At 67.2% G+C, this 19674-nt stretch carries 19 protein-coding genes and 1 pseudogene; 10 read left to right on the top strand and 10 right to left on the bottom strand.

Features of this window, described 5'->3' with window-relative positions; genetic code table 11:
• Positions 1-20: 20 nt before the first annotated feature.
• Positions 21-554 carry a MarR family winged helix-turn-helix transcriptional regulator gene (locus tag RSP45_RS11915; RefSeq protein WP_415392071.1) on the bottom strand — a complete coding sequence of 178 codons (534 nt, stop codon included), beginning with the start codon at positions 552-554 and terminating at the stop codon, positions 21-23.
• A gap of 197 nt (positions 555-751) precedes the next feature.
• Here RSP45_RS11915 and RSP45_RS11910 point away from each other — a divergent pair, with 197 nt between their 5' ends.
• From RSP45_RS11910 to RSP45_RS11890, 5 genes and pseudogenes are all read left to right on the top strand, one after another.
• On the top strand, positions 752-1900 hold the full coding sequence (locus tag RSP45_RS11910; RefSeq protein WP_415392070.1) for an acyl-CoA dehydrogenase family protein: 1149 nt from the start codon (positions 752-754) through the stop codon (positions 1898-1900).
• 106 nt (positions 1901-2006) lie between these two features.
• Positions 2007-3152, top strand: a complete 1146-nt coding sequence (locus RSP45_RS11905; RefSeq protein WP_415392069.1) for an acyl-CoA dehydrogenase family protein — start codon at positions 2007-2009, stop codon at positions 3150-3152.
• 103 nt (positions 3153-3255) lie between these two features.
• The gene (locus RSP45_RS11900) at positions 3256-4143 is read left to right on the top strand and encodes a MaoC/PaaZ C-terminal domain-containing protein (protein ID WP_415392068.1); all 888 of its coding nucleotides are present in this window, start codon (positions 3256-3258) and stop codon (positions 4141-4143) included.
• Positions 4144-4165: 22 nt separating this feature from the next.
• A pseudogene (locus RSP45_RS11895) lies at positions 4166-4552 on the top strand (ABC transporter substrate-binding protein); the annotation flags it as partial.
• Positions 4553-4554: 2 nt separating this feature from the next.
• A complete protein-coding gene (locus RSP45_RS11890; protein WP_415394059.1) occupies positions 4555-5346 on the top strand; it encodes an ABC transporter substrate-binding protein in 792 nt (263 codons plus the stop codon).
• Positions 5347-5581: 235 nt separating this feature from the next.
• Here the strand turns inward: RSP45_RS11890 and RSP45_RS11885 are convergent, their stop codons facing one another.
• From RSP45_RS11885 to RSP45_RS11870, 4 genes are all read right to left on the bottom strand, one after another.
• Complete coding sequence (locus tag RSP45_RS11885; RefSeq protein ID WP_415392067.1) at positions 5582-6352, bottom strand: 3-ketoacyl-ACP reductase; 771 nt, start codon at positions 6350-6352, stop codon at positions 5582-5584.
• Between the two features lies 1 nt (position 6353).
• Complete coding sequence (locus RSP45_RS11880) at positions 6354-8009, bottom strand: class I adenylate-forming enzyme family protein (RefSeq protein WP_415392066.1); 1656 nt, start codon at positions 8007-8009, stop codon at positions 6354-6356.
• A 107-nt stretch (positions 8010-8116) separates the two neighbouring features.
• Positions 8117-8914: an SDR family NAD(P)-dependent oxidoreductase gene (locus RSP45_RS11875; RefSeq protein ID WP_415392065.1), complete on the bottom strand. Its 798-nt coding sequence runs from the start codon at positions 8912-8914 to the stop codon at positions 8117-8119.
• Positions 8915-9020: 106 nt separating this feature from the next.
• Positions 9021-9536, bottom strand: coding sequence for a 2-hydroxyacyl-CoA dehydratase (locus RSP45_RS11870; protein WP_415392064.1), 516 nt, complete (start codon positions 9534-9536; stop codon positions 9021-9023).
• Positions 9537-9720: 184 nt separating this feature from the next.
• Here RSP45_RS11870 and RSP45_RS11865 point away from each other — a divergent pair, with 184 nt between their 5' ends.
• From RSP45_RS11865 to RSP45_RS11855, 3 genes are read left to right on the top strand one after another with little or no spacing between them, the layout of a single operon-like run.
• Positions 9721-10104: an ABC transporter substrate-binding protein gene (locus RSP45_RS11865; RefSeq protein WP_415392063.1), complete on the top strand. Its 384-nt coding sequence runs from the start codon at positions 9721-9723 to the stop codon at positions 10102-10104.
• Positions 10092-10682 (top strand): ABC transporter ATP-binding protein, encoded by a 591-nt coding sequence (locus tag RSP45_RS11860; protein ID WP_415394058.1) that lies wholly within the window; start codon positions 10092-10094, stop codon positions 10680-10682. The genes RSP45_RS11865 and RSP45_RS11860 overlap by 13 nt, the downstream gene beginning before the upstream one ends.
• Positions 10683-10729: 47 nt before the next feature.
• Positions 10730-10882 (top strand): hypothetical protein, encoded by a 153-nt coding sequence (locus RSP45_RS11855; protein ID WP_415392062.1) that lies wholly within the window; start codon positions 10730-10732, stop codon positions 10880-10882.
• Positions 10883-10935: 53 nt separating this feature from the next.
• On the opposite strand, the gene RSP45_RS11850 is transcribed toward RSP45_RS11855, so the two are convergent.
• The 4 genes from RSP45_RS11850 to RSP45_RS11835 all read right to left on the bottom strand — a co-directional run bounded on the left by RSP45_RS11850 (position 10936) and on the right by RSP45_RS11835 (position 15983).
• Positions 10936-11661: a TetR/AcrR family transcriptional regulator gene (locus RSP45_RS11850; RefSeq protein ID WP_415394057.1), complete on the bottom strand. Its 726-nt coding sequence runs from the start codon at positions 11659-11661 to the stop codon at positions 10936-10938.
• Positions 11662-11754: 93 nt separating this feature from the next.
• A complete protein-coding gene (locus RSP45_RS11845) occupies positions 11755-14535 on the bottom strand; it encodes a cation-translocating P-type ATPase (RefSeq protein ID WP_415392061.1) in 2781 nt (926 codons plus the stop codon).
• 154 nt (positions 14536-14689) lie between these two features.
• The gene (locus tag RSP45_RS11840) at positions 14690-15181 is read right to left on the bottom strand and encodes a DUF305 domain-containing protein (protein WP_073067712.1); all 492 of its coding nucleotides are present in this window, start codon (positions 15179-15181) and stop codon (positions 14690-14692) included.
• 82 nt (positions 15182-15263) lie between these two features.
• On the bottom strand, positions 15264-15983 hold the full coding sequence (locus tag RSP45_RS11835; protein ID WP_415392060.1) for a peptidoglycan-binding protein: 720 nt from the start codon (positions 15981-15983) through the stop codon (positions 15264-15266).
• Between the two features lie 174 nt (positions 15984-16157).
• Here RSP45_RS11835 and RSP45_RS11830 point away from each other — a divergent pair, with 174 nt between their 5' ends.
• Positions 16158-17576, top strand: coding sequence for a cytochrome ubiquinol oxidase subunit I (locus RSP45_RS11830; RefSeq protein WP_415392059.1), 1419 nt, complete (start codon positions 16158-16160; stop codon positions 17574-17576).
• Positions 17573-18574 carry a cytochrome d ubiquinol oxidase subunit II gene (gene cydB / locus RSP45_RS11825; RefSeq protein ID WP_415392058.1) on the top strand — a complete coding sequence of 334 codons (1002 nt, stop codon included), beginning with the start codon at positions 17573-17575 and terminating at the stop codon, positions 18572-18574. The genes RSP45_RS11830 and cydB overlap by 4 nt, the downstream gene beginning before the upstream one ends.
• A 295-nt stretch (positions 18575-18869) precedes the next feature.
• Here cydB and RSP45_RS11820 read toward each other — a convergent pair whose 3' ends face one another.
• Positions 18870-19604: an IclR family transcriptional regulator gene (locus RSP45_RS11820; protein ID WP_303729078.1), complete on the bottom strand. Its 735-nt coding sequence runs from the start codon at positions 19602-19604 to the stop codon at positions 18870-18872.
• Between the last annotated feature and the right edge of the window lie 70 nt (positions 19605-19674).

Below are 19674 nucleotides of genomic sequence, written 5' to 3'. Positions count from 1 at the left end.
AAATGGGCAAGCCTCGGAAATCAAAGATCCTCGCCGGCCAGATCGTCCTCGCCGACGTTATTCCCATGCAGCTCTTGCATGATATTGGTTTTCATCTTCGCCAGCACCTCTTCGGCCGTGCGGATGGCTTCCTTGGGGATATCCTTCAGGATCAGCTCGTTGAGTTCCTGGCTGACGCTTTGCACCTGCCGCAGCGTGGCCCGGCCCGCCTCGGTCACCACCACCCGTTTCGCGCGGCGGTCGTTCGGGCAGGGCATCCGGCGCACGAAGCCCCCGGCCTCGAGTCGGTCGATCAGCCCGCCGACGGTGACCTTGCCCACGTCCAGCACATTCGCCAGCTCGGTCTGCAACATGCCCTGTTCGCCCAGAGTCTTTTCCGACCGGCCCAGCTGCGCCAGCACCCACCATTGCGAGCGGGTCACCCCCAGCGGCTTCATCTTCTGGTCGAACAGGGTGCGCCGCAGGCGTGAAACATCATGCACGAAATAGCCGATCCGCAGATCGCTGCTGGCGCGGCCGGACTTGTCGATGATGCCGGTGGTGTTGTCGTTCATGGCGGAAGCCCTTGTCATGGAAATATGCTGTTGCCTGTCTGCGAAAGCCGGAGTCTCGATCAGGTTCAAGATCACATGATATCCAAGCTTATGTTGTGCTACCAGCACCAACGCACTACAAGCCGGTAATATGGTTCGCTTGCGCAATGTATCCCAGCATCCCAAGCTGCGCGGCGCCACCGGGGAGGGTTTGCAACATGCTTTTCACCGAAGAACAACAGGCTGTCCGCGACATGGCCATGCGCTTTGCCCGCGAGACGCTGCAACCCGGCTATCTTACCCGCGAAAAACAGGGCGGGCTGGATCGCGATCTGATCCGCGAGCTGGGCCGGCTGGGCTTTCTGGGCGCCGATCTGCCCGAGGATCTGGGCGGGCTGGGCACCGATTCGATCATGGTCGGGCTGATCGCCGAGGCGATGGGTTACGGCGATTTCTCGATCAGCCAGGTGCCGGTGAACGTGTCGCTGAACGCGGCGATCCTGCTGCGCCACGCGCCGCGCGCCATCGTCGAGGAATGGGTGCCGCAGATGGTCCGCGGCGAAAAGATCATGTCGATCTGCCTGACCGAGCCGCGGGGCGGTTCGGACGCGGCCAATATCCAGCTGCGCGCGCGCAAGCGCGGCTCGGACTATGTGCTGACCGGGGAAAAGACCTCGATCACCTTTGCGACCGAGGCCGACATCCATCTGGTATTCGCCCGCACCGGCCCGGCCGACAGCGGCGCGCGCGGAATCTCGGCCTTCTTCATCCCCGAAGGGGTGGCGGGGATCTCCACCACCAGCTTTGACGACGTGGGCTGCCGCCAGATCGCCCGCGGCTCGGTGTTCTTCGAGGATGTGATGGTGCCGGCCGAATTCATGCTGGGCGACGAGGGCGGCGGGTTTTCGCAGGTCATGCAGGGGTTCGACTATTCCCGCGCCCTGATCGCGCTGGAATGTTGTGGCGCCGCGCAGGCATCCCTGGACGAGGCTTGGGACTATGCCCGCACGCGCGAGGCGTTCGGGCGGCCCATCGGGCAGTTCCAGAACGTGTCCGGGCCGCTGGCCGACCACGACACGCTGGTCGCGGCGGCGCGGCAACTGGCCTGGCACACGCTGCAACTGCGCGAGGCCGGCAAGGACCACACCGCCGAGGCCGCGATGTGCAAATGGTTCGGCCCCAAGGTCGCCTTTGACGCCATCCACCAGGCGCTGCTGACCGAGGGGCATTACGGCTATGTCACCGACAGCGCGCATCAGCAGCGGATGCGCGACGTGCTGGGCCTGCAGATCGGCGACGGCACCGCCGGGGTGATGAAGCAGATCATCGCGCGCAGCCGCATCGGCCGCGCCGCGGTCCAGTACTGAGCGTCCCGCGCCCGTTCCGGCGACGTCGGTCCGGCCGAATCCCCCTTTACGGTAGGCACCAATATGATATGCTAGATTACTAATAAATTGGAGGGGGAAAAGGTTCATGCTGCCCAATCGCGCCATCTACGACGATGAACACCAGCAGCTGCGCAACACCGTGCGCCGCTTTGTTGCGGCCGAGGTTGCCCCGAACTTCGCCCGTTGGGAAGAGACCGGCATCGTCGCGCGCGAGTTCTGGGCCAAGGCAGGCGAGGCCGGGCTGCTCTGCCCCACCGTCCCCGAGGAATACGGCGGCATCGGCGCCGATTTCCGCATGAACATGGTGGTCTGCGAGGAAATGGCCTATTCCGGCTTTGCCGGGCCCGCCGCCGACATCTCGGTGCACTCCGATGTCTGCCTGGGCTATCTGATCAAGCACGGCACCCCCGAACAAAAGGCGCGCTGGCTGCCGGGCATGGTGGACGGCTCGGTTGTCTGCGCCATCGCCATGACCGAACCGGGCACCGGCTCGGACCTGCAGGGCGTGCGCACCACCGCGGTCCGCGACGGCGACGATTATGTGATCAACGGGCAGAAGACCTTCATCTCGAACGGGCAGCATTGCGACATCGTGATCGCAGTCACCCGCACCAATGCCGAGCGGGGCTCGGGCTCGATGAGCCTGATCGTGGTCGAGACCGACCGCGACGGCTTCCGCCGCGGCCGCAACCTCGACAAGCTCGGGCAGCTTTCGGCCGATACCTCCGAGATCTTCTTCGACGACGTGCGGGTTCCGGTGGGCAACCTGCTGGGCGGCGAGGGCCGCGGCATGAACATCCTGATGTCGGAACTGCCGCAGGAACGGCTGACCATCGGCGTCACCGCGCTGGCAGCGGCGCAGCGCGCCTATGACATCACCCTGGCCTATGCGTTCGAGCGCAAGGCCTTCGGCAAGCCGATCGGCGATTTCCAGGTCAACCGCCACAAGCTGGCCGACATGAAGACCGAGTTGACCATCGGCTGGGCCTTTGCCGACCAGTGCATCGCGCGCCATGTCGACGACCAGCTGAGCGCCGCGGAAGCCTCGATGGCCAAGCTGTGGCTGACCGAGATGCAGGGCCGCATCGTGGACCAATGCCTTCAACTGCACGGCGGCTATGGCTTCATGCGCGAATACGACATCTGCCGCATGTATGCCGATGCCCGCATCCACCGCATCTACGGCGGCACGTCGGAGATCATGCGCGAGCTGATCTCGCGGGCGCTGTGAGCTGCGACGCGGACGGGGAATTGACAGGATAATAAACTAGGATACGATACTCTATAGAAGCACATAGCCCGCCGCTTGCGGTCCGGCATGGAATGGATGACGCATGACGATCCGCTATCCCGACATCCTGGACTATGGATTTCCGCCGGGGCGGCAGAGCTATGGGCCGCGGGACTGCATCCTCTATGCGCTTGGCACCGGCTTCGGCCGCGACCCGCTGGACCCCGAGCAGCTGCGCTATGTCTACGAAAAGGACCTGCGGGTCTCGCCCACCCTCGCCTCGGTCCTGGGCGAGAATACCGATTGGAGCAACGATCCCCGGCTGGGGCTGACCACCAGCGGCCTGCTGCATGGCGAAGAGCATCTGGTCCTGCACCGCCCGCTGCCGGCCGCGGGCGAGATCCGTTGCCGGACCCGCTTCAGCGAGGCTTTCGACCTGGGGGCGGAACGCGGCGCGCTGCTGGTGATGGATCGCCGGATCGAGACCGCGGCGGGCGAGCTGCTGGCCGAGCTGCGCCGGATCGAGTTCGCCCGCGCCGACGGCGGCTTTGGCGGGCCCGCGCCGGGTCAGGGCCGGATCGAGCTGCCGCCGCTGGCCGCCATGCCCGGCCGGGACCCCGACCAGCGCGTGGTTCTGGACATCGACCCGGCGACGCCGCTGATCTATCGGCTGTCCGGCGATCTGGTGGCGATCCATGTCGACCCCGCTGCGGCCCGCCGCGCCGGCTTCGACCGCCCGATCCTGCACGGCCTGTCCACCTTCGGCTTTTGCTGCCAGGCAGTGCTGGCGGCGGCAGCGGATTACGACGGCGCGCGGCTTGCCCGCATCGGCGCCCGCTTTGCCGCCCCGGTCTTCGGCGGCGACCGGCTGGTCGTCAGCCTGTGGATCGACGGGCCGCAGGTGCGGTTCCAGGCCGATGTTCCCGACCGCCAGGCCACGGTGATCCGCGGCGGCTATGCCGAGCTGACAGGCCCCGCAGCGCCCCATTGATATTCCAGAGGAGGAGAATGGAATGAAACTTGCAGCAGCCGCCCTGTCGGCAGCGGCGCTTTCGGCGGCAGCCGGAGCCGCTTGGGCGCAGGACACGGTCAAGATCGGCGCGCTGATGATCGACAGCGGGCCGCTGGCCGCGTTCTACCAGTATTCGGTGGCCGGGCTGGAAACCGCGGTGGTCGAGATCAACGAGGCCGGCGGCATCAACGGCCGCCCGGTCGAGCTGGTCTTGATGACCTATTCGGGCACGCCCGAGGCCGCCCTGCAGACCGCCACGCGCCTGGTCAAGAACGACAAGGTCGCCGCCATCACCGGCATGATCCCCACCGCGGTGGCGCTGGCGATCGCAGGCCGGGCCACGGCGCTGGACACGATCATCATCGACCCGCTTTCGGCGGCGGGCACGCGCTGCAACCAGAATTATTTCCGGGTCAAGGCATCCAGCGAGATGCTGGGCGCGACCTACAAGGCGTTCTGCAGCAGAACCCGCTGGAATCCTGGGACATCATCGCCGGGGACACCACCTCGGGCCACGACAATGCCGAATCCTTCGCCGAGGACGTGCAGGAACTGGGCGGCGAGGTCCGCAAGCAGCTATTCACCCCGGTGCCCACCCCCGACTTCGGCACCTATATCACGCAGCTGAACCAGGAACCGGCCAAGGGGCTGCTGGCGATCGTCTATGGCGCGGACGGCGTGACCTTTGCCAAGCAGCAGCAGCAGTTCGGCCTGCTGGACAAATACGAGGTCGTGCTGGGCAACAACTTTGCCATTCCCGCCGTGTTGCCGGCGATGGGGGAGGCCGCGCTCGGCGTGATCCAGAACGTCACTTACGTCCCGCAGGTCGAGGGCGACGGGCCCCGCAAGTTCGCGGACGCCTTTGCGAAAATCGCGGGGCACGAGCCGGACGACGTGGCGTTCGACATGTATACCTCGATGATCGCGCTGGCGCAGGCGATGAACAAGGCCGGCACCGAAGAGGCAGCAGCGGTGTCCAAAGCGCTGGAAGGGCTGGTGATCGACAGCCCCGTCGGCCCGCTGGAGATCCGGGCCGAGGATCACCAGATGAGCCGGCCCTATATCTTTGCCGAGGTGGTAGCGGCCGCCCCCGACAGCGGCAAGACCGTCGACTATCAGATCAAGTCGATCATCCCGGCTGCGGACTACATGCCGCCGCCGTCGCCGGAATGCACGATGTGAGAACCCGAAAGCCCCGCCCTCGCGCGGGGCTTTTCCATCGGGACTTGGGCCGGGCGCTACGAAAAACATCGTGACGTGCAAGGATGCTGGATAGCAATATACGAGTTAAAATACCGCGCGCGGCCGTGATCGGGCGATAAGCCCGGGGGTTCCACGCCCGGCCGCGCAACCGCGATCGGGCCCTGCCATCAGCCTGTTCCTGCCAAGGTTTCCGTTCTGAAGGCAGGCAGCGGCGTCAGAACATCTTCATCCGCATCCCGCCGTCGATATGGATGGTCTGGCCGACCGCATAGGCGAACTCGCCCGAGGCCATGGTGGCGACGACCTTTCCGATTTCGTCAAGCTCCCCCCAGCGCCCGGCCGGGACGAAGCCCTCGGCGATCAGTCGGTCGTATTTCTCGCGGCTGGTCGAGGTCATGGGGGTCTGCATCATGCCGGGGCGGATCTCGAAACAGTCGATGTTCTGGGGCGCCAGGCGGGCGGCGAAATGCTGGACCATATGCGCCAGCCCCGCCTTGGACATGGAATATTCCGCCAGCACCCTGCCCACGACGTGATCGACGGCCACCGTGGTGATCGTGACGATCGCCCGGCGGCGCGCGGACGGCGCCGCCAGCATGTGCCGCGCCACCGCCTGCGTCAGGAAGAACTGCGCCCGCAGGTTCACCGCGATGCAGCGGTCGAAGCTTTCCGGGGTCACCTCCAGCAGGTCGCCCCGCGACAGCACCGAGACGCCGGCATTGTTCACCAGCACGTCGAGCCGGCCCATCCGCGCCGCCACCCCGGCGACATAGCCGGGCAGCTGCGCGACCTGCGCGATGTCCTGCGCCATGATCTCGACTCGCGCGCCCAAGGCGCGCAATTCCTCCGCCAGCGCCTCGAGCCGTTCCGACGGCTCGAGGTCGTTCAGCACCAGATCATGCCCGCGCCCGGCCAGCGCCCGGGCGATCGCCGCGCCCAGGCCGCCGCCGGCGCCGGTGACCAGCGCGACCGACGCCGTGCCCATGCTAGGCGACCACCGAGTTGCGGACCGGGCGCGCCCAGGCGGTCTCGGCCAGCTCGCCCGCCCGGATCATGTCGGCCAGCAGGTTCTTCTGGATCTTGCCGGTGGCGGTCATGGGGTAGCTCTGGACGAAGAACCACTTCTCGGGGGTCTTCTGCGGCGACAGGTTCTTGCGGCAATAGGCGTAAAGCTCCTCGGCCGAGGGGCAGTCGTCGCCAGCGCAGGGCAGCACCACGGCCGCCACGATCTCGCCCCAGGTGTCGTCGGGCAGGCCCAGCACCGCCACCTGCGAGACCTTGGGATGGTCGAAGATCACCTCTTCGATTTCCTTGGGATAAAGGTTCATCCCGCCCCGGATGATCATCTCCTTCAGGCGCCCGGCGATGCGCATATAGCCGTTTTCGTCCATCGTGCACAGGTCGCCGGTGCGCAGCCACCCGTCCGGGGTCAGCGCCGCCGCGGTCGCCTCGGGCTGGCCGTAATATCCCTTCATGGTGCCGAAGCCGCGCATCCACAATTCCCCGACCGTGCCGACGGGGACCGTCTCCAGCGTCTCGAGATCGACGATCTTGACCTCGACATGGGGAACCGGGCGGCCGATGGTCTCGGACTGCAACTCGACCGGATCGGTGGTCAGCGTCTCGATGAAGGGGCCGTTGCTTTCGGTCTGGCCGAACATGATGGCGAAATCGACGCCGAACTCTTTCTTTGCGCGATGGACCAGCGCCGCCGGCACCGCCGCCGCCCCCGACAGGATCGAGCGGAAGCTGCTGACGTCGCGGGTCTTCATGTCCGGGTGGTTCAGCAGCGCCAGGATCATGGTGGGCACGATCAGCGAACAGTTCACGCCCTCGGCCTCGATCAGCTCAAGAAACAGCCCGGGGTCGAACTGCTGCATCAGCACGAAGGTGCCGTGGCGGCTGAAGGTGCCGATGGCGGACACGATGCCGCCGCCGATATGGAACATCGGCATCGAGTTGATCCAGACCCCGCCGACGGGGAAATCGGCGCGCTCGACGATCAGCCGAGCCGAGTTGATGACCCCACGGTGATGCAGGCAGGCGCCCTTGGGGAAACCCGTGGTCCCCGAGGTGTACTGGATCTGCATGATCTCGCCGGGGTCCAGCCGCGGCAGTTCGCGGTCGGGGCGGCCCTCGGCCTTGAGCCGGTCCAGATCGGTGATGCAGATGGCATGGACCAGATGCGGGATGCTGGCCTGCACCGTCTCGATCATCGGGCGCAGCGCCTTGCCGCGCGAGGTCTCGGCAAAGACGATGCCCTTGGCCTCGGCGTTGCGCAGGATGAACTCGAGCTCGCGTTCGGTATAGGCGGGGTTCACGGGGACGATGACCAGCCCGGCCATGCAGATCGCGTGCTGGAAGATCACCCATTCCGGCGTTTCCGGGGCGATGATGCCCACCTTGTCGCCGGGGGTGAAGCGTTCAAGCAGCCCGCGCGCCACCGCGGCCGCGTCGTCGACCAGCTGCCGGTAGGTCCAGCGCCGGCGCCGGGTCGGGTCCGCGATCCCCTCCACCAGCGCGATGCGGTCGGGGTGGTCCTTGGCATTCCACTGCATCAGTTCGGGGACGGTCATGTCCCACAGCGGCTCTCCGGGCTCGGCCGGAAAATAGGACATGGTGAACTTGTGGCTCTGGGACATTCCTGGCTTCCTCCCTCGCATTCCGCCGGCTCCTCTCCGGCACTGGAATGCTTGTGTGCGTTGCGGTCGTTGGCGGCAGGACGGCGGCCGCCCTGCCGCGGTGGCGCCTAGGCCGCCGAGATCCCGCCGTTGCAGCTGATCGCCTGGCCGGTGATCTTGGCCGCCTGCGGGCTGGCCAGGAACACGATCAGCGCCGCCATGTCGGCGGGGGTGACGACGCCCAGCTGCGCCATCTTGATCGCCTTGCCGAACAGCTTGCTGGAAAACTCGGCCGCCATGACCTGCTGATAGGTGGCGGTGCCCTCGATGATCGAGGGGGTGACGATGTTGACGCGGATGCCGTTGCGCTTGGCCTCGATCGCCATGGTGCGGCTGAACATGATGATCCCGGCCATGGCGGCGCCGATCACCGATTCGCCCGGCGTGGTCAGCTTGCCCGCGTCCGAGGCGATGTTGACGATGGCGCCGCCGCCCTTTTCGCTCATCCACGGCAGGACGATGCGGCTGGTCAGCAGCGGCGCCATCATCTGCTTGAGCACGATGTCCTGCAACTGCTCGACCGGGATCTTGTGCAGCAGCGTTGGCCCATAGGGCCCGACGGTCGAGTTCACCAGGATATCGACCGAGCCGAAGGCCGCCCGCGCCGCCTCGCAGACAGCATTCGCCTGATCGGCCTCGTTGCAGTCGCCCTGAAGGAACTCGACATGCACCCCCGGCTGGCGGGAAAGGACCGCGTCCCGCGCCGCCTGGCCGCGTTCGGCGTTGCGTCCGACGATGGCGATGCGGGGCACCCCGGCCTCGGCCAGCTGGCAGGCGGTTTCCAGCCCGACCCCCGAGGTGCCGCCGGTTATCAGCGCGCTCGCCTGTTCAAAGGGGATGGGTGTGCGCCTGATCGCGTCGGTCATGTCTGTGTCCTCCCAGATGTGCCGCATATGATTACGATATGCTAGCGTAGTTTACTTTGGTAAAAAAACCCGCCCTATTTGCGGGGGGCGGGTTCATGCCATGCAGTCAGGCTGCACGCGCCTTTGCATCCAGCGCCTCGACCATCGCTTCCAGCCGAACGTTCAGCAGTTCGTCCTTGTAGAAGGATTCGTCGGCCACGTCGCCTTCGAAGAACAGCGCCTGGCGGCCATGGCGCTTGGCGCTGTCGGCGATCAGGAATTGCGAGTTGGTCATGCCCCGGCAGGTGCGCGCCGCGTGCATCACCATCCCGTCGATCTTGAACTTGTCGCAGATCCGCTCGATCTCGCCGATCATGATCGGGGCGCCGTGGTTGTTGGGGCAGATCAGATAGTTCTGCGCCATCCCCAGCACCGGGTTTTCCAGGTCGATCAGCTCGGGTTCCTGCCAGAAGGACATATGCGTATAGATCGGCAGCTTGGGCAGGCCGGCGCGGATCACGTCGGCGGTGCCCAGCAGCCGCACGCAGTAGTCCCCGAACAGGATCGCGTCCAGCACCTCGAACTCGCCCCGCAGCGCCTGGTCGATGATCGAGCGGTTGTAGCCGCAGTAGAAGTTGAACACCTGCGCTGGCCGACGGTGACCAGCTCGTCATCCTCTTGCAGGATCACCGGCAGCGCGCCGGCCGCGTGGGCCAGCTCGCCGGGGAAATGCATCGGGAACAGGCCGATCACGCGGCCCTGCGTCTCTTGCTTCCATTGGCGCGCATAACCCAGGGGGTCACCGGCCACGGCATCCCTATGCCGACATGGGGTCGAAATGCATCCTGCGCGGCTCGCTGTTTCTCGACAACGTGCGGGTGCCCGCCGCGAACCTGGTCGCATCCCACGCCGCCTATCAGCAGGCGCTGGCCGCCCATCAGGGCCGCAAGGAAACCGACATGTGGCCGATCACCGGCTATAACGCCGTCAAGTTCCTGGCCGCCGCCATCGAGGCCGCCGGAACCACCGAGCCGACGGCCGTGGCGGCCGCGCTGGACGGGCTGACCATCCAGACCCCGCTGGGCGAGATCACCGTCGACCCGGAAACGAACCGCGCCAACTCGCCCGAGTTCTACGGCCGTTTCGAACCGCAGGAAGGCTCGGACGTCGCGCGCATGACCGATCTGCGCCTGGTGCGATTTCCGGGCTGATCCTGCCGACGACCGGCAGCATCGCCCTGGAGGGGCAGCGCCTGTCGCGGATGAAGCCGCATGAGATCGTGCGGATCGGCATGGCGCGTTCGTTTCAAAAGGTGAATGTGTTCCCCCGCAAGACCGCCTTTGAAAACGTGCAGGTGGCGCTGATTGCCAATCGCAAGCTGCAATTCAACCCGTTCCGCGCCGCCGCCAGGCTGTTCGGAGACGAGATCCTGCAATTGCTGGAACAGGTCCCGCTGGGCGGCGATTCCGGCCGGCGGGCGGGCGAATTGGCCCATGGCAAGCAGAAACAGCTGGAACTGGCCGTGGCGCTGGTGGCGGACCCGAAAATCCTGCTGCTGGACGAACCCATCGCCGGCATGTCCATCGCCGAAACCCTGTCCAGCATCGCGCTGATCCGCGATATCGTGCAGCAACGCGGAATTACGCTGCTGTTCACCGAACACGACATGAATGTGGTGTTCGAGATCACCAGCACGATTTCCGTCCTGCATCACGGAGAGATCATCGCGACCGGCCTGCCGCATGAGGTCCGCGCGAATGACGATGTGCAGCGCATCTCGCCCCGCTGATCGTCGCCCAGATCGGCGAAAAGATCCGCGAATTGCGCGATGCCGGCGTGTCCATCATTATGGTGGAACAGAACCTGGATTTCGTCCTGAACCTCAGCGACCGCTGCTATGTCCTGGAAAAGGGCGTGGTGGTCTATCACGGAACCGCCGCGGAACTGTGCGACAACGAGGATGTCCAGAACCGCTATCTGCATATCTGAGAACCTTGCGGCTGATCCGGCCGCATCATTCGTCAACGAGGGATTGCAGCCCCCTAACCCGCGGGGGGCGTCATCCTTGCGTTGTGCAATTCATTGGCAAGCTGGCCTGCCATATGCTCGAGCCGCTCGATCATCTCGGTCGTCAGCGGCTTTTGCGTGCTGATACCGTCGAGGATCATGTCCGTGATGCCGCGGGCGGTGACCTCGACGGAAAATTCCTCATCCTCGCCGCGCAGGAATGCCCAAGTGGCGTGTTCGATCGCGCCAAAGATCATGTCGCGCGCAAGCTTGCGGTTCAGATCGGCCCGGATCAGCCCCCGCTGGATGCCAAGGTCGATGACGCTGACCACCGATTTCGCGAAACGCCGGCTTTGCCGATAGGTGGGCAGATTGCGATAATTCGGGTCCGCCCGCAGTTCCATCAGCACGAAACGCGTCAGCGCCGGCTCTCTCTTGATCGACATCAGCGAGCTCCAGATCACCTGGAACAGCTGGTCGCGCAGCGGCTGGTCCTGGTCCGGGACCGGCGCCTCGCTGAGGAATTCCTCGAACCAGTCCTCGGCCACGCGCTCCATCAGCTCGCGCTTGCTCTTGAAATATTTATAGACCATGCCTTCAGAAACGCCGCTGCGCTGCGCGACCTCAAGCGGCAGGAAATTCTCGAAACCCTTTTCGCGAATCAATTCGCGCGCGGTCCGAAGGATCAGCGCAATCCTGTCATCCTTGGACAGACGCCGGGAGCCCGATCTGGATAATGTTTTCGAGCTCAATCGACGCATCCCGAAGCAGCTTCCCGCAGAAGAACCACGGGCCCGGGTGAAAGTCCAGCGCAAGGCGAGGCGATGCGGGTCGACGGCGGGCAGCTGGAACCCCTAACCCCGCCGCGCCATCCACTTCCGCATTTCCGCGAACCACAGCACGACGCTGCCCAGCGCCGCGCACAGCAGCCATTGCCCGGGCGACAGCGGCCTGGTGCCGAAGGCGAGGTTGAGGGGCGGCAGATGGACCACGGCGATCTGCAGCAGCGTCGAAAGGATCACCGCGCTCCACAGCCAGCGGTTCACGAACAGATGCCGAAAGGCGCTGACGGTTTCCGAGCGGGCGCTGAAGCAGTTGAAAAGCTGGGCAAAGACCAGCACGGTGAAGCCGGCGGTGCGGGCCTCCTCGAGCGAGGACGAGCCCTCGACCAGACCGCCCGGCAGGTGCAGGTCGATGGCCAGCAGCGTGGCCAGCGCCATCACCACCCCGGTGGAGATCACGCTTTGCCACATCCGCCGGTCGATGGCGCGCTCGGTCGGGCGGCGAGGCGGGCGGGCCATGACGTCCTCGGTTTCCGGGTCCACGCCCATGGCCAGCGCCGGGCCGGAATCGGTGATCAGGTTGATCCACAGGATCTGCGTCGCCAGCAGCGGCAGCACCAGCCCGTCGCCCCCCGCGGCATCGAGGCCGATCACCCCGGCGCCGACCACGCCCAGGAACACCGTCAGCACCTCGCCCATGTTCGAGGACAGCAGATAGCGCAGGAACTTGCGGATATTGTGGAAGATCACCCGCCCCTCGCGCACGGCGGCGACGATGGTGGCGAAATTGTCGTCCGCCAGGATCATCTTGGCGGCCTCCTTGGTCACCTCGGTGCCGGTGATCCCCATCGCCACGCCGATATCCGCCGACTTGAGCGCGGGCGCATCGTTCACCCCGTCGCCGGTCATCGCGACCACATTGCCGTCGGCCTGCAACGCATCGACGATGCGCAGCTTGTGCACCGGCGCGACCCGCGCATAGACCGCAGTCTCGCGCACCGCCGCGGCCAGCGCCGGCGCGTCCAGCGCGTCCAGATCGGCGCCGGTCAGCGCCACGGCGTCGGGGGCCGCGATACCCAGCTGGGCGGCGATGCGGGCGGCGGTGCGCGGGTGGTCGCCGGTGATCATCATCACCCGGATGCCGGCACGGCGCGCCTCGGCGATCGCCTCGGCGGCTTCCTCGCGCGGGGGGTCGATGATGCCGACGGTGCCGACAAAGATCAGGTCGCGCTCAAGCCCCTCGTCGGCGCTTGCAGCCTCGGCCTCCGACAGCGGCCGATAGGCGACGGCCAGCGTGCGCAGCGCCTCGCCGGACAGGCGCTCGACATCGGCCAGTGCCTCGGCGCGGCTTGCGTCGTCGAAGTCCAGCACCTCGGTGCCGACGCGGATGCGGTTGCAGCGCTGCATCAGCACGTCGGGGGCGCCCTTGGTAACCAGCACCAGCCCGCCGCCCTGTTCCAGGTCGCGCTCGATGCTGGACATCATCTTGCGGTCGGAACTGAACGGGATCTCCTGCACCCGCTCAAAGCGGCGGTGGCGGCGGGCGTCGGTGCCCAGCTTCCTTTCGGCGACCAGGAACGCGGCCTCGGTGGGATCGCCCTGGATTTCCCACGACCCGTCGCCGGCCTGGCGCAGGGCCGCGTTGCCGGCCAAGCTGCCGCCGCCCAGCACCACGACATGTTCGGCCCGCAGCGCGCCGCCGACCGGATCGCCCGCCTCGGTCTCGACCCTTCCCTGCGGCGCATAGCCGACGCCGGTGACGCGCGTGTCCCCCGAGGCGGTGGCGATGCGCTGGATCGTCATCTCGGACCGGGTCAGCGTGCCGGTCTTATCGGAGCAGATCACCGTCGCCGCGCCCAGCGTCTCGACCGAGGACAGATGCTTGACGATGGCATTGCGGGCGGCCATGCGCTGGACGCCCAGCGCCAGCACCAGCGACAGGATGGCAGGCAGCCCCTCGGGCACGGCGGCGACCGCCAGCGACACCCCCAGCAGCAGCACCGTGACCACATCGCCGATGCCGTCGATCTCGGACAGGGCGAGGATCGTCGCCACCACCACCAGCGCGATGACCACCACGGCGATGCCGAGCAGCCGCCCGATCCGCGCCACCTCGCGTTGCAGGGGCGTCGGTTCCTCACGGGTTTCGTCCAGCATGGTGGCGATGGCGCCCATTTCGCTGCGCATCCCCGTGGCGGTGACCAGCGCCCGGCCGCTGCCCTGGACGACGGCGGTGCCCTTGAACACCATCGAGGACCGCTCGGCCAGCGGCGCCGGGGCCGGCAGGGTGGCGGTGTCCTTCGACACCGGCTCGCTTTCGCCGGTCAGCGAGGCTTCCTGGACCCGCAGCGCGGCGGCGGTCAGCAGCCGCGCATCCGCCCCGACGGCATCGCCCTCGTCCAGCATCAGCACATCGCCGGGCACCAGTTCGGCCCCCGGAATTCGCCGCCGCTCGCCGTCGCGCAGCACCGAAGCGGTCACCTCGGTCATCCGCGCCAGGGCGGCGACGGCATTGGCGGCCTTGCGTTCCTGCGCAAAGCCCAGCGCGGCATTCAGCAGCACGACGGCGGCGATCACCACCGCATCGACCGGCCAGCTTTCCTGCCCCTCGATCAGCCAGGCCGCCAGCGCGACGACCACCGCGCCCAGCAGCAGATAGACCAGCGGGTCCCGGAACTGCGCCAGGATCCGCCGCCACACCGGCACGGCGGGCGCGGCCCGCAGCTGGTTCGGCCCGTAGCGGCGCAGGCGACGCGCGGCCTCCTCGGCGGAAAGCCCGGTGTCCGGGTCGACCTGCAGCGCCCGGGCTACCGCCAGCGCGTCGCGGGTCGAGGCATCGTCGATCGTTTCCATGACGCTTCCTTTCAGGCGGCCCGCCCCCGGCCGGGTCCCGGCCCAAGGTTCCTGCCGCCTGATCGGCCGCGCAAGGCCGAGTCGCAACCGTCCCTGCGCCCGGCGATCCGATACCGCGTTGATTGGTCGCGACCCCCCGCCGCTGACGCGCCGGTCAGCGGGGCCGGTCCAGCCGGGCGCCGATCGCCTGCATCTGCTCGATCTCGCGCCGCTGGGCGGCGATGATCTGCTCGCACAGGGCCAGCAATTCGGCGTCCTGCAACGCCGCCTGCCGGCACATCAGGATCGCCCCGGAATGATGCGGGATCATCGAGGCGACGAACTGCCGGTCGCCGATCAGCGCCTGCGCGCGGGTGGCGGCGAACGAGGCCGCGGTCAGCACCGCGAACAGCGCGTAAAGCGCAAGGTTCAGGCGCTTGCGGGGGAACATCCCCGGCATCGTCGCCAGCATGAAGATGCCCATCGGCGCCCACATGGTGACGGCCATGTAGAGCATGTTGAGATTGTGCCGGAAATCCCGCGGCCCGTCGATCATGGTGAACATGACCAGATACATGACCGCCAGCCCCAGCGCCATGTTCAGCCAGAACATCAGATAGGGACGGCCATGGCCGTGGTGCTGGCCGGTGGGTCGAGGCTGCGCCATCTCTGCTTTCCCTCTGTCAGCGCGGGGAACGGCGCCCGCGGGGCCGCCTGCCCGTTTCGCTGCTGCCCGGCGCAGGGCCGGCCTAGCGGGCGGTCAGCCGCTGGACCTGCTGCGCGGTCAGATAGCCGGTGGCACTGAAATCATTGGCGCGCTGCCAGGCGGCGATGGCGTTGCGGGTGCCTCGGCCGAAGACGCCGTCCACCCCGCGGGTGTCAAAGCCGCGCCGCGTCAGCCCGGCCTGGATGGTGGCGCGCTGCTGGCGGTTGAGGCTCAGCGCCGCCTCGGTCTGCGCCGCGCCGGTGGCGCCGCTGCCCGGCTGTCCGCTGGCGGTGCCGCGCAGGATCTCGTTCGCCTGCGCCACACTCAGCGTGCCGGTCTGCGCATAATTGCGGTCCCGCTGCCACAGCGCGATGGCGCGGCGAGTGCCGGGGCCGAAGTTCCCGTCCACGCCGCTGGTGCTGTAGCCCAGCGCGCTCAGCCGGCGCTGGATCTCGGCCCGCTGCTGCGCGGAAAGCGAGGCGGTGTCGCCCACGGGCTGGCTGCCGGTGGCCGGGGTTCCGCCCAGCCGCTGCACGCGGTCGCGCGCCTGTTCGGCATACATCCCGTTGGGGAACTGCCGCAGATAGGACTGATAGGCCGACAGCGTGTTGGCGCTTTGCGCCTGCGCAAAGGCGGCGCGGTCATGTTCCTGTTGCAGATACTGCCGGGCGATCCCGCCCACGATGTCCCCGACATCCTGCGCCTGCACCGGCGCGATCATCAAAGCGGCGGCAAACGCCGACGAAAGCATTGTCCTGACCATCGGTTGGCCTCCTTTCGGTCGATCCGTCGGTCGAAGTCTGGGGGTATAGCGCGGAACGCCGCCCCCGGGTTCCGATCGGGCGAGCAGATGTAGCGCTGGACAACGCAGCCGTGTGGCCGCACTGTGGGGTCACGATGTGACGGCCGCGATGCCGGGCATGTTGCGAGGTTGGCCATGCTGGAACAGTTGGACGCCGTCCTGCTTGCCAGATTGCAGTTCGCCTTCACGATGTCCTTTCACATCGTGTTTCCGGCGTTCACCATCGGCCTTGCCAGCTATCTTGCGGTGCTGGAAACCCTGTGGCTGGCGACGGGACGCGAGGTCTACCGCAACCTGCTGAAATACTGGATGCGGGTGTTTTCCATCGCCTTCGGCATGGGCGTGGTGTCGGGCATCGTCATGTCCTATCAGTTCGGCACCAACTGGTCCGCCTTCACCGATGTCGCGGGGGCGGTGATCGGGCCGCTGATGGCCTATGAGGTGATGACGGCGTTCTTCCTGGAAGCGGGCTTCCTGGGGGTGATGCTGTTCGGCACCGACAGGGTGGGCAAGGGGCTGCACGCCTTCGCCACCTATGCGGTGGCGGTCGGCACGCTGCTGTCGGCCTTCTGGATCCTGTCGGTGAACAGCTGGATGCAGACGCCGCAGGGCCATATCGTCGGCGCCGACGGCCGCATCGCGCCGGGCAGCTGGTGGGAGATCGTCTTCAACCCCTCGCTGCCCTATCGGCTGGTCCATATGGTGCTGGCCGCCTATCTGACCACCGCGCTGGTGGTCGGCGCGGCCGCCGCCTGGCACCTGCTGCGCCGCCGCGCGGCCGAGGAAAGCCGCGTCATGTTCTCGATGGCGATGTGGATGCTGCTGCTGGTGGCGCCGGTCCAGATCCTGGCCGGGGACCAGCACGGGCTGAACACGCTGGAACACCAGCCCGTCAAGGTGATGGCGATGGAGGGGCATTTCGACAGCCACCCCGAGGGCGCGCCGCTATATCTGTTCGGCCTGCCGAACATGCGGGAGGCGCGGATGGACCACGCCATAGCCATCCCCAAGCTGGGCTCGCTGATCCTCAAGCACGACCCGAACGCGCCGATGGAGGGGCTGGAGACCGTGCCCCGCGACCAGTGGCCGCCGGTGCCGATCGTGTTCTGGTCGTTCCGGCTGATGGTCGGCCTGGGCCTCCTGATGCTGGCCGTGGGGGTGTGGAGCGGCCTCGCCCGCTGGCGCGGCCGGCTGCATGACTGGCGCTGGCTGCATCTTGCGGCGCTGGCGATGGGGCCGGCGGGGTTCGTCGCGGTGCTGGCCGGCTGGGTCACCACCGAGGTCGGCCGCCAGCCCTGGGTGATCTACGGCATGTTGCGCACCGTGGACGCGGCCTCGCCCGTGGCGGCGCCGGCGGTGGGGGCGTCGCTCGCTGCCTTCGTCGTGGTCTATACGCTGATCTTCGCCGCCGGCACCACCTATCTGCTGCGGCTGATGGCGCGCCCGCCGCATGGCGGCGAACAGGGCCCAGCCGCGGGCCAGCCCCAGCACGCCGCCGGGATCATGCCGGGGGGCGCCGCGGCCGCCACCGCCGGACCGGAGCTGCGCCGATGATGCTGGACATGCCCCTGCTGATGGCCCTTACCGTCGCTTTTGCGGTGTTCCTTTACGTGGTGATGGACGGGTTCGACCTCGGGCTCGCCATCCTGTTCCCCCTTGCCCGCAAGCAGGACCGCGACACCATGATCAATTCCATCGCGCCGGTCTGGGACGGGAACGAGACCTGGCTGGTGCTGGGCGGCGGCGCGGTGCTGGCCGGGTTCCCGCAGGCCTATGCCATCCTGCTGCCGGCGCTTTACGTCCCGATCATCGCGATGCTGCTGGGGCTGGTGTTCCGCGGCGTCGCCTTCGAGTTCCGCTTTCGCAGCCGCAAGCGCGGGCACTGGTGGGACCGGGGCTTCGTGCTGGGCTCGGTGGTGGCGGCCTTCATGCAGGGGATCGCGCTGGGGACGGTGCTGCAGGGGGTGCGGGTCGTCGACGGCGCCTATGGCGGCGGCTGGTTCGACTGGGTGACGCCGTTTTCGCTGCTGTGCGGGGCCAGCGTCTGCATCGCCTACATGCTGCTGGGCGCCTGCTGGCTGATCGCCAAGACCGAAGGCCATCTGCGCGACGACGCCTATGCCTGGGCGCGCAAGCTGGCCATCGCCATGCTGGCCGCCATCATCGCGGTCAGCCTGGCCACGCCGTTCCTGCTGGGGGAATACTGGCAGCGCTGGTTCGAGTGGCCGGCGATCACCGTCACCGGGCTGGTGCCGCTGCTGGTGGCGGCGGTATGGCTGGGCCTGCTGCGGATGCTGGCCGCGCGCCGCGACCGCTGGCCGTTCTTCCTGGCGCTGGCACTGTTCGCGCTGTGCTTCGTGGGGCTGGGAATCTCGATCTATCCGGACATCGTGCCGGGCAGCCTGACCATCTGGGACGCCGCCGCCCCGGAAAAGAGCCAGCGCTTCTTCATGACCGGGGTGATCCTGCTGGTCCCGGTGATCCTGGTCTATACCGGCTATTCCTACTGGGTGTTCCGGGGCAAGGTCGACCCCGACGCGGGCTATCACTGATGGGCCGCAAGCTGGCCTGGTTCGTGGCGCTGTATCTTGGCGGCGTCGCTGCGGTGGCGGCGGTTGCGGGGGTGTTGCGGATGTGGATTGGGTAGGCTGGGGCGCCTGCTCGGCCTTCCAACCTCTCCCGTTGGAATCCGTATCGCTCCTTCGGTCGCAGCCCGGACCGCAGCCGCCTCGGACAAGCAGTTCCCGGCAGACCGGACGGAACGCAGGCTACGCGCAGATTTCTCTGTACCGGACACTCGCCACGAGCGCGGAGCGCATGACCGAGGGACTCCCGAGCTGACCCCGATCAGGTCATCGGCAGGGTGAGCATCCGGCCCAGCTTTTCGCTGGCCTCGGCCAGCGCTGCCAGATTGTGCTCTTTGTTCGGACCGAGGATGCTGTTCTCGGGCCCGGTCAGGCCGACCACATAGCGCACCTCGCCCGACGGGCCGAAGATCGGCCGCGCCACCGAGGCCAGTCCGTAGACATGCTCGCCACATTCGATGGAATAGCCGCGCTCCGGCACCCGGGCGATATCCTCGACCAGTTCCGCCCGGTCGGTAAGCGTGCGCGAGGTGAAGGCTTCGGGCTCGTGCGCATCAAGGATGCGGTCGCGCAGCTCCGGCGGCAGATAGCTGAGGATCGCCTTGGCCGAGGCCGAGGCATGGGGCGGCATCACCGTGCCGGGAACGATATGCAGCCGCACCGTGGTATCGGGCGCCACGCAGTTCACCGAACGGATCTCGGTCTCGTAGAGCCGGGCGAGGAAGGCCGATTGCTCGGTCGCCGCCGCAAGCTGTTGCAGGGGCCGGGCGCTGATGCGCTCAAGCCAGCTGGTGTCGTTGGCGCCGTGCAGCAGATGCAGAATGCGCGGGCCCAGTTGAAAGGCGCGCGCGCGCCCCGGGCTGGGCGCGATTAGCCCGCTGTCGAGCAGCACGTGAACCATCCGGTTGACGCTCGCCTTGGGCAGATCGAGCGCGCGTTCCAGTTCGGATTGGGTCAGCCCGTCGGCGTGCGGGGCCAGAAGCTCCAGGGTCGTCATATACCGTTCGAGCGGTGTGTCGCGGTTTTCCGATGCGGCCATCGAGCTAATGCCAGCCATTTTCAGGTAA

The organism is Paracoccus sp. SJTW-4, assembly GCF_047716885.1.
GTDB classification, from domain to species: Bacteria; Pseudomonadota; Alphaproteobacteria; order Rhodobacterales; family Rhodobacteraceae; genus Paracoccus; species Paracoccus solventivorans.
This window is presented reverse-complemented; position numbering and strand designations above follow the sequence as displayed.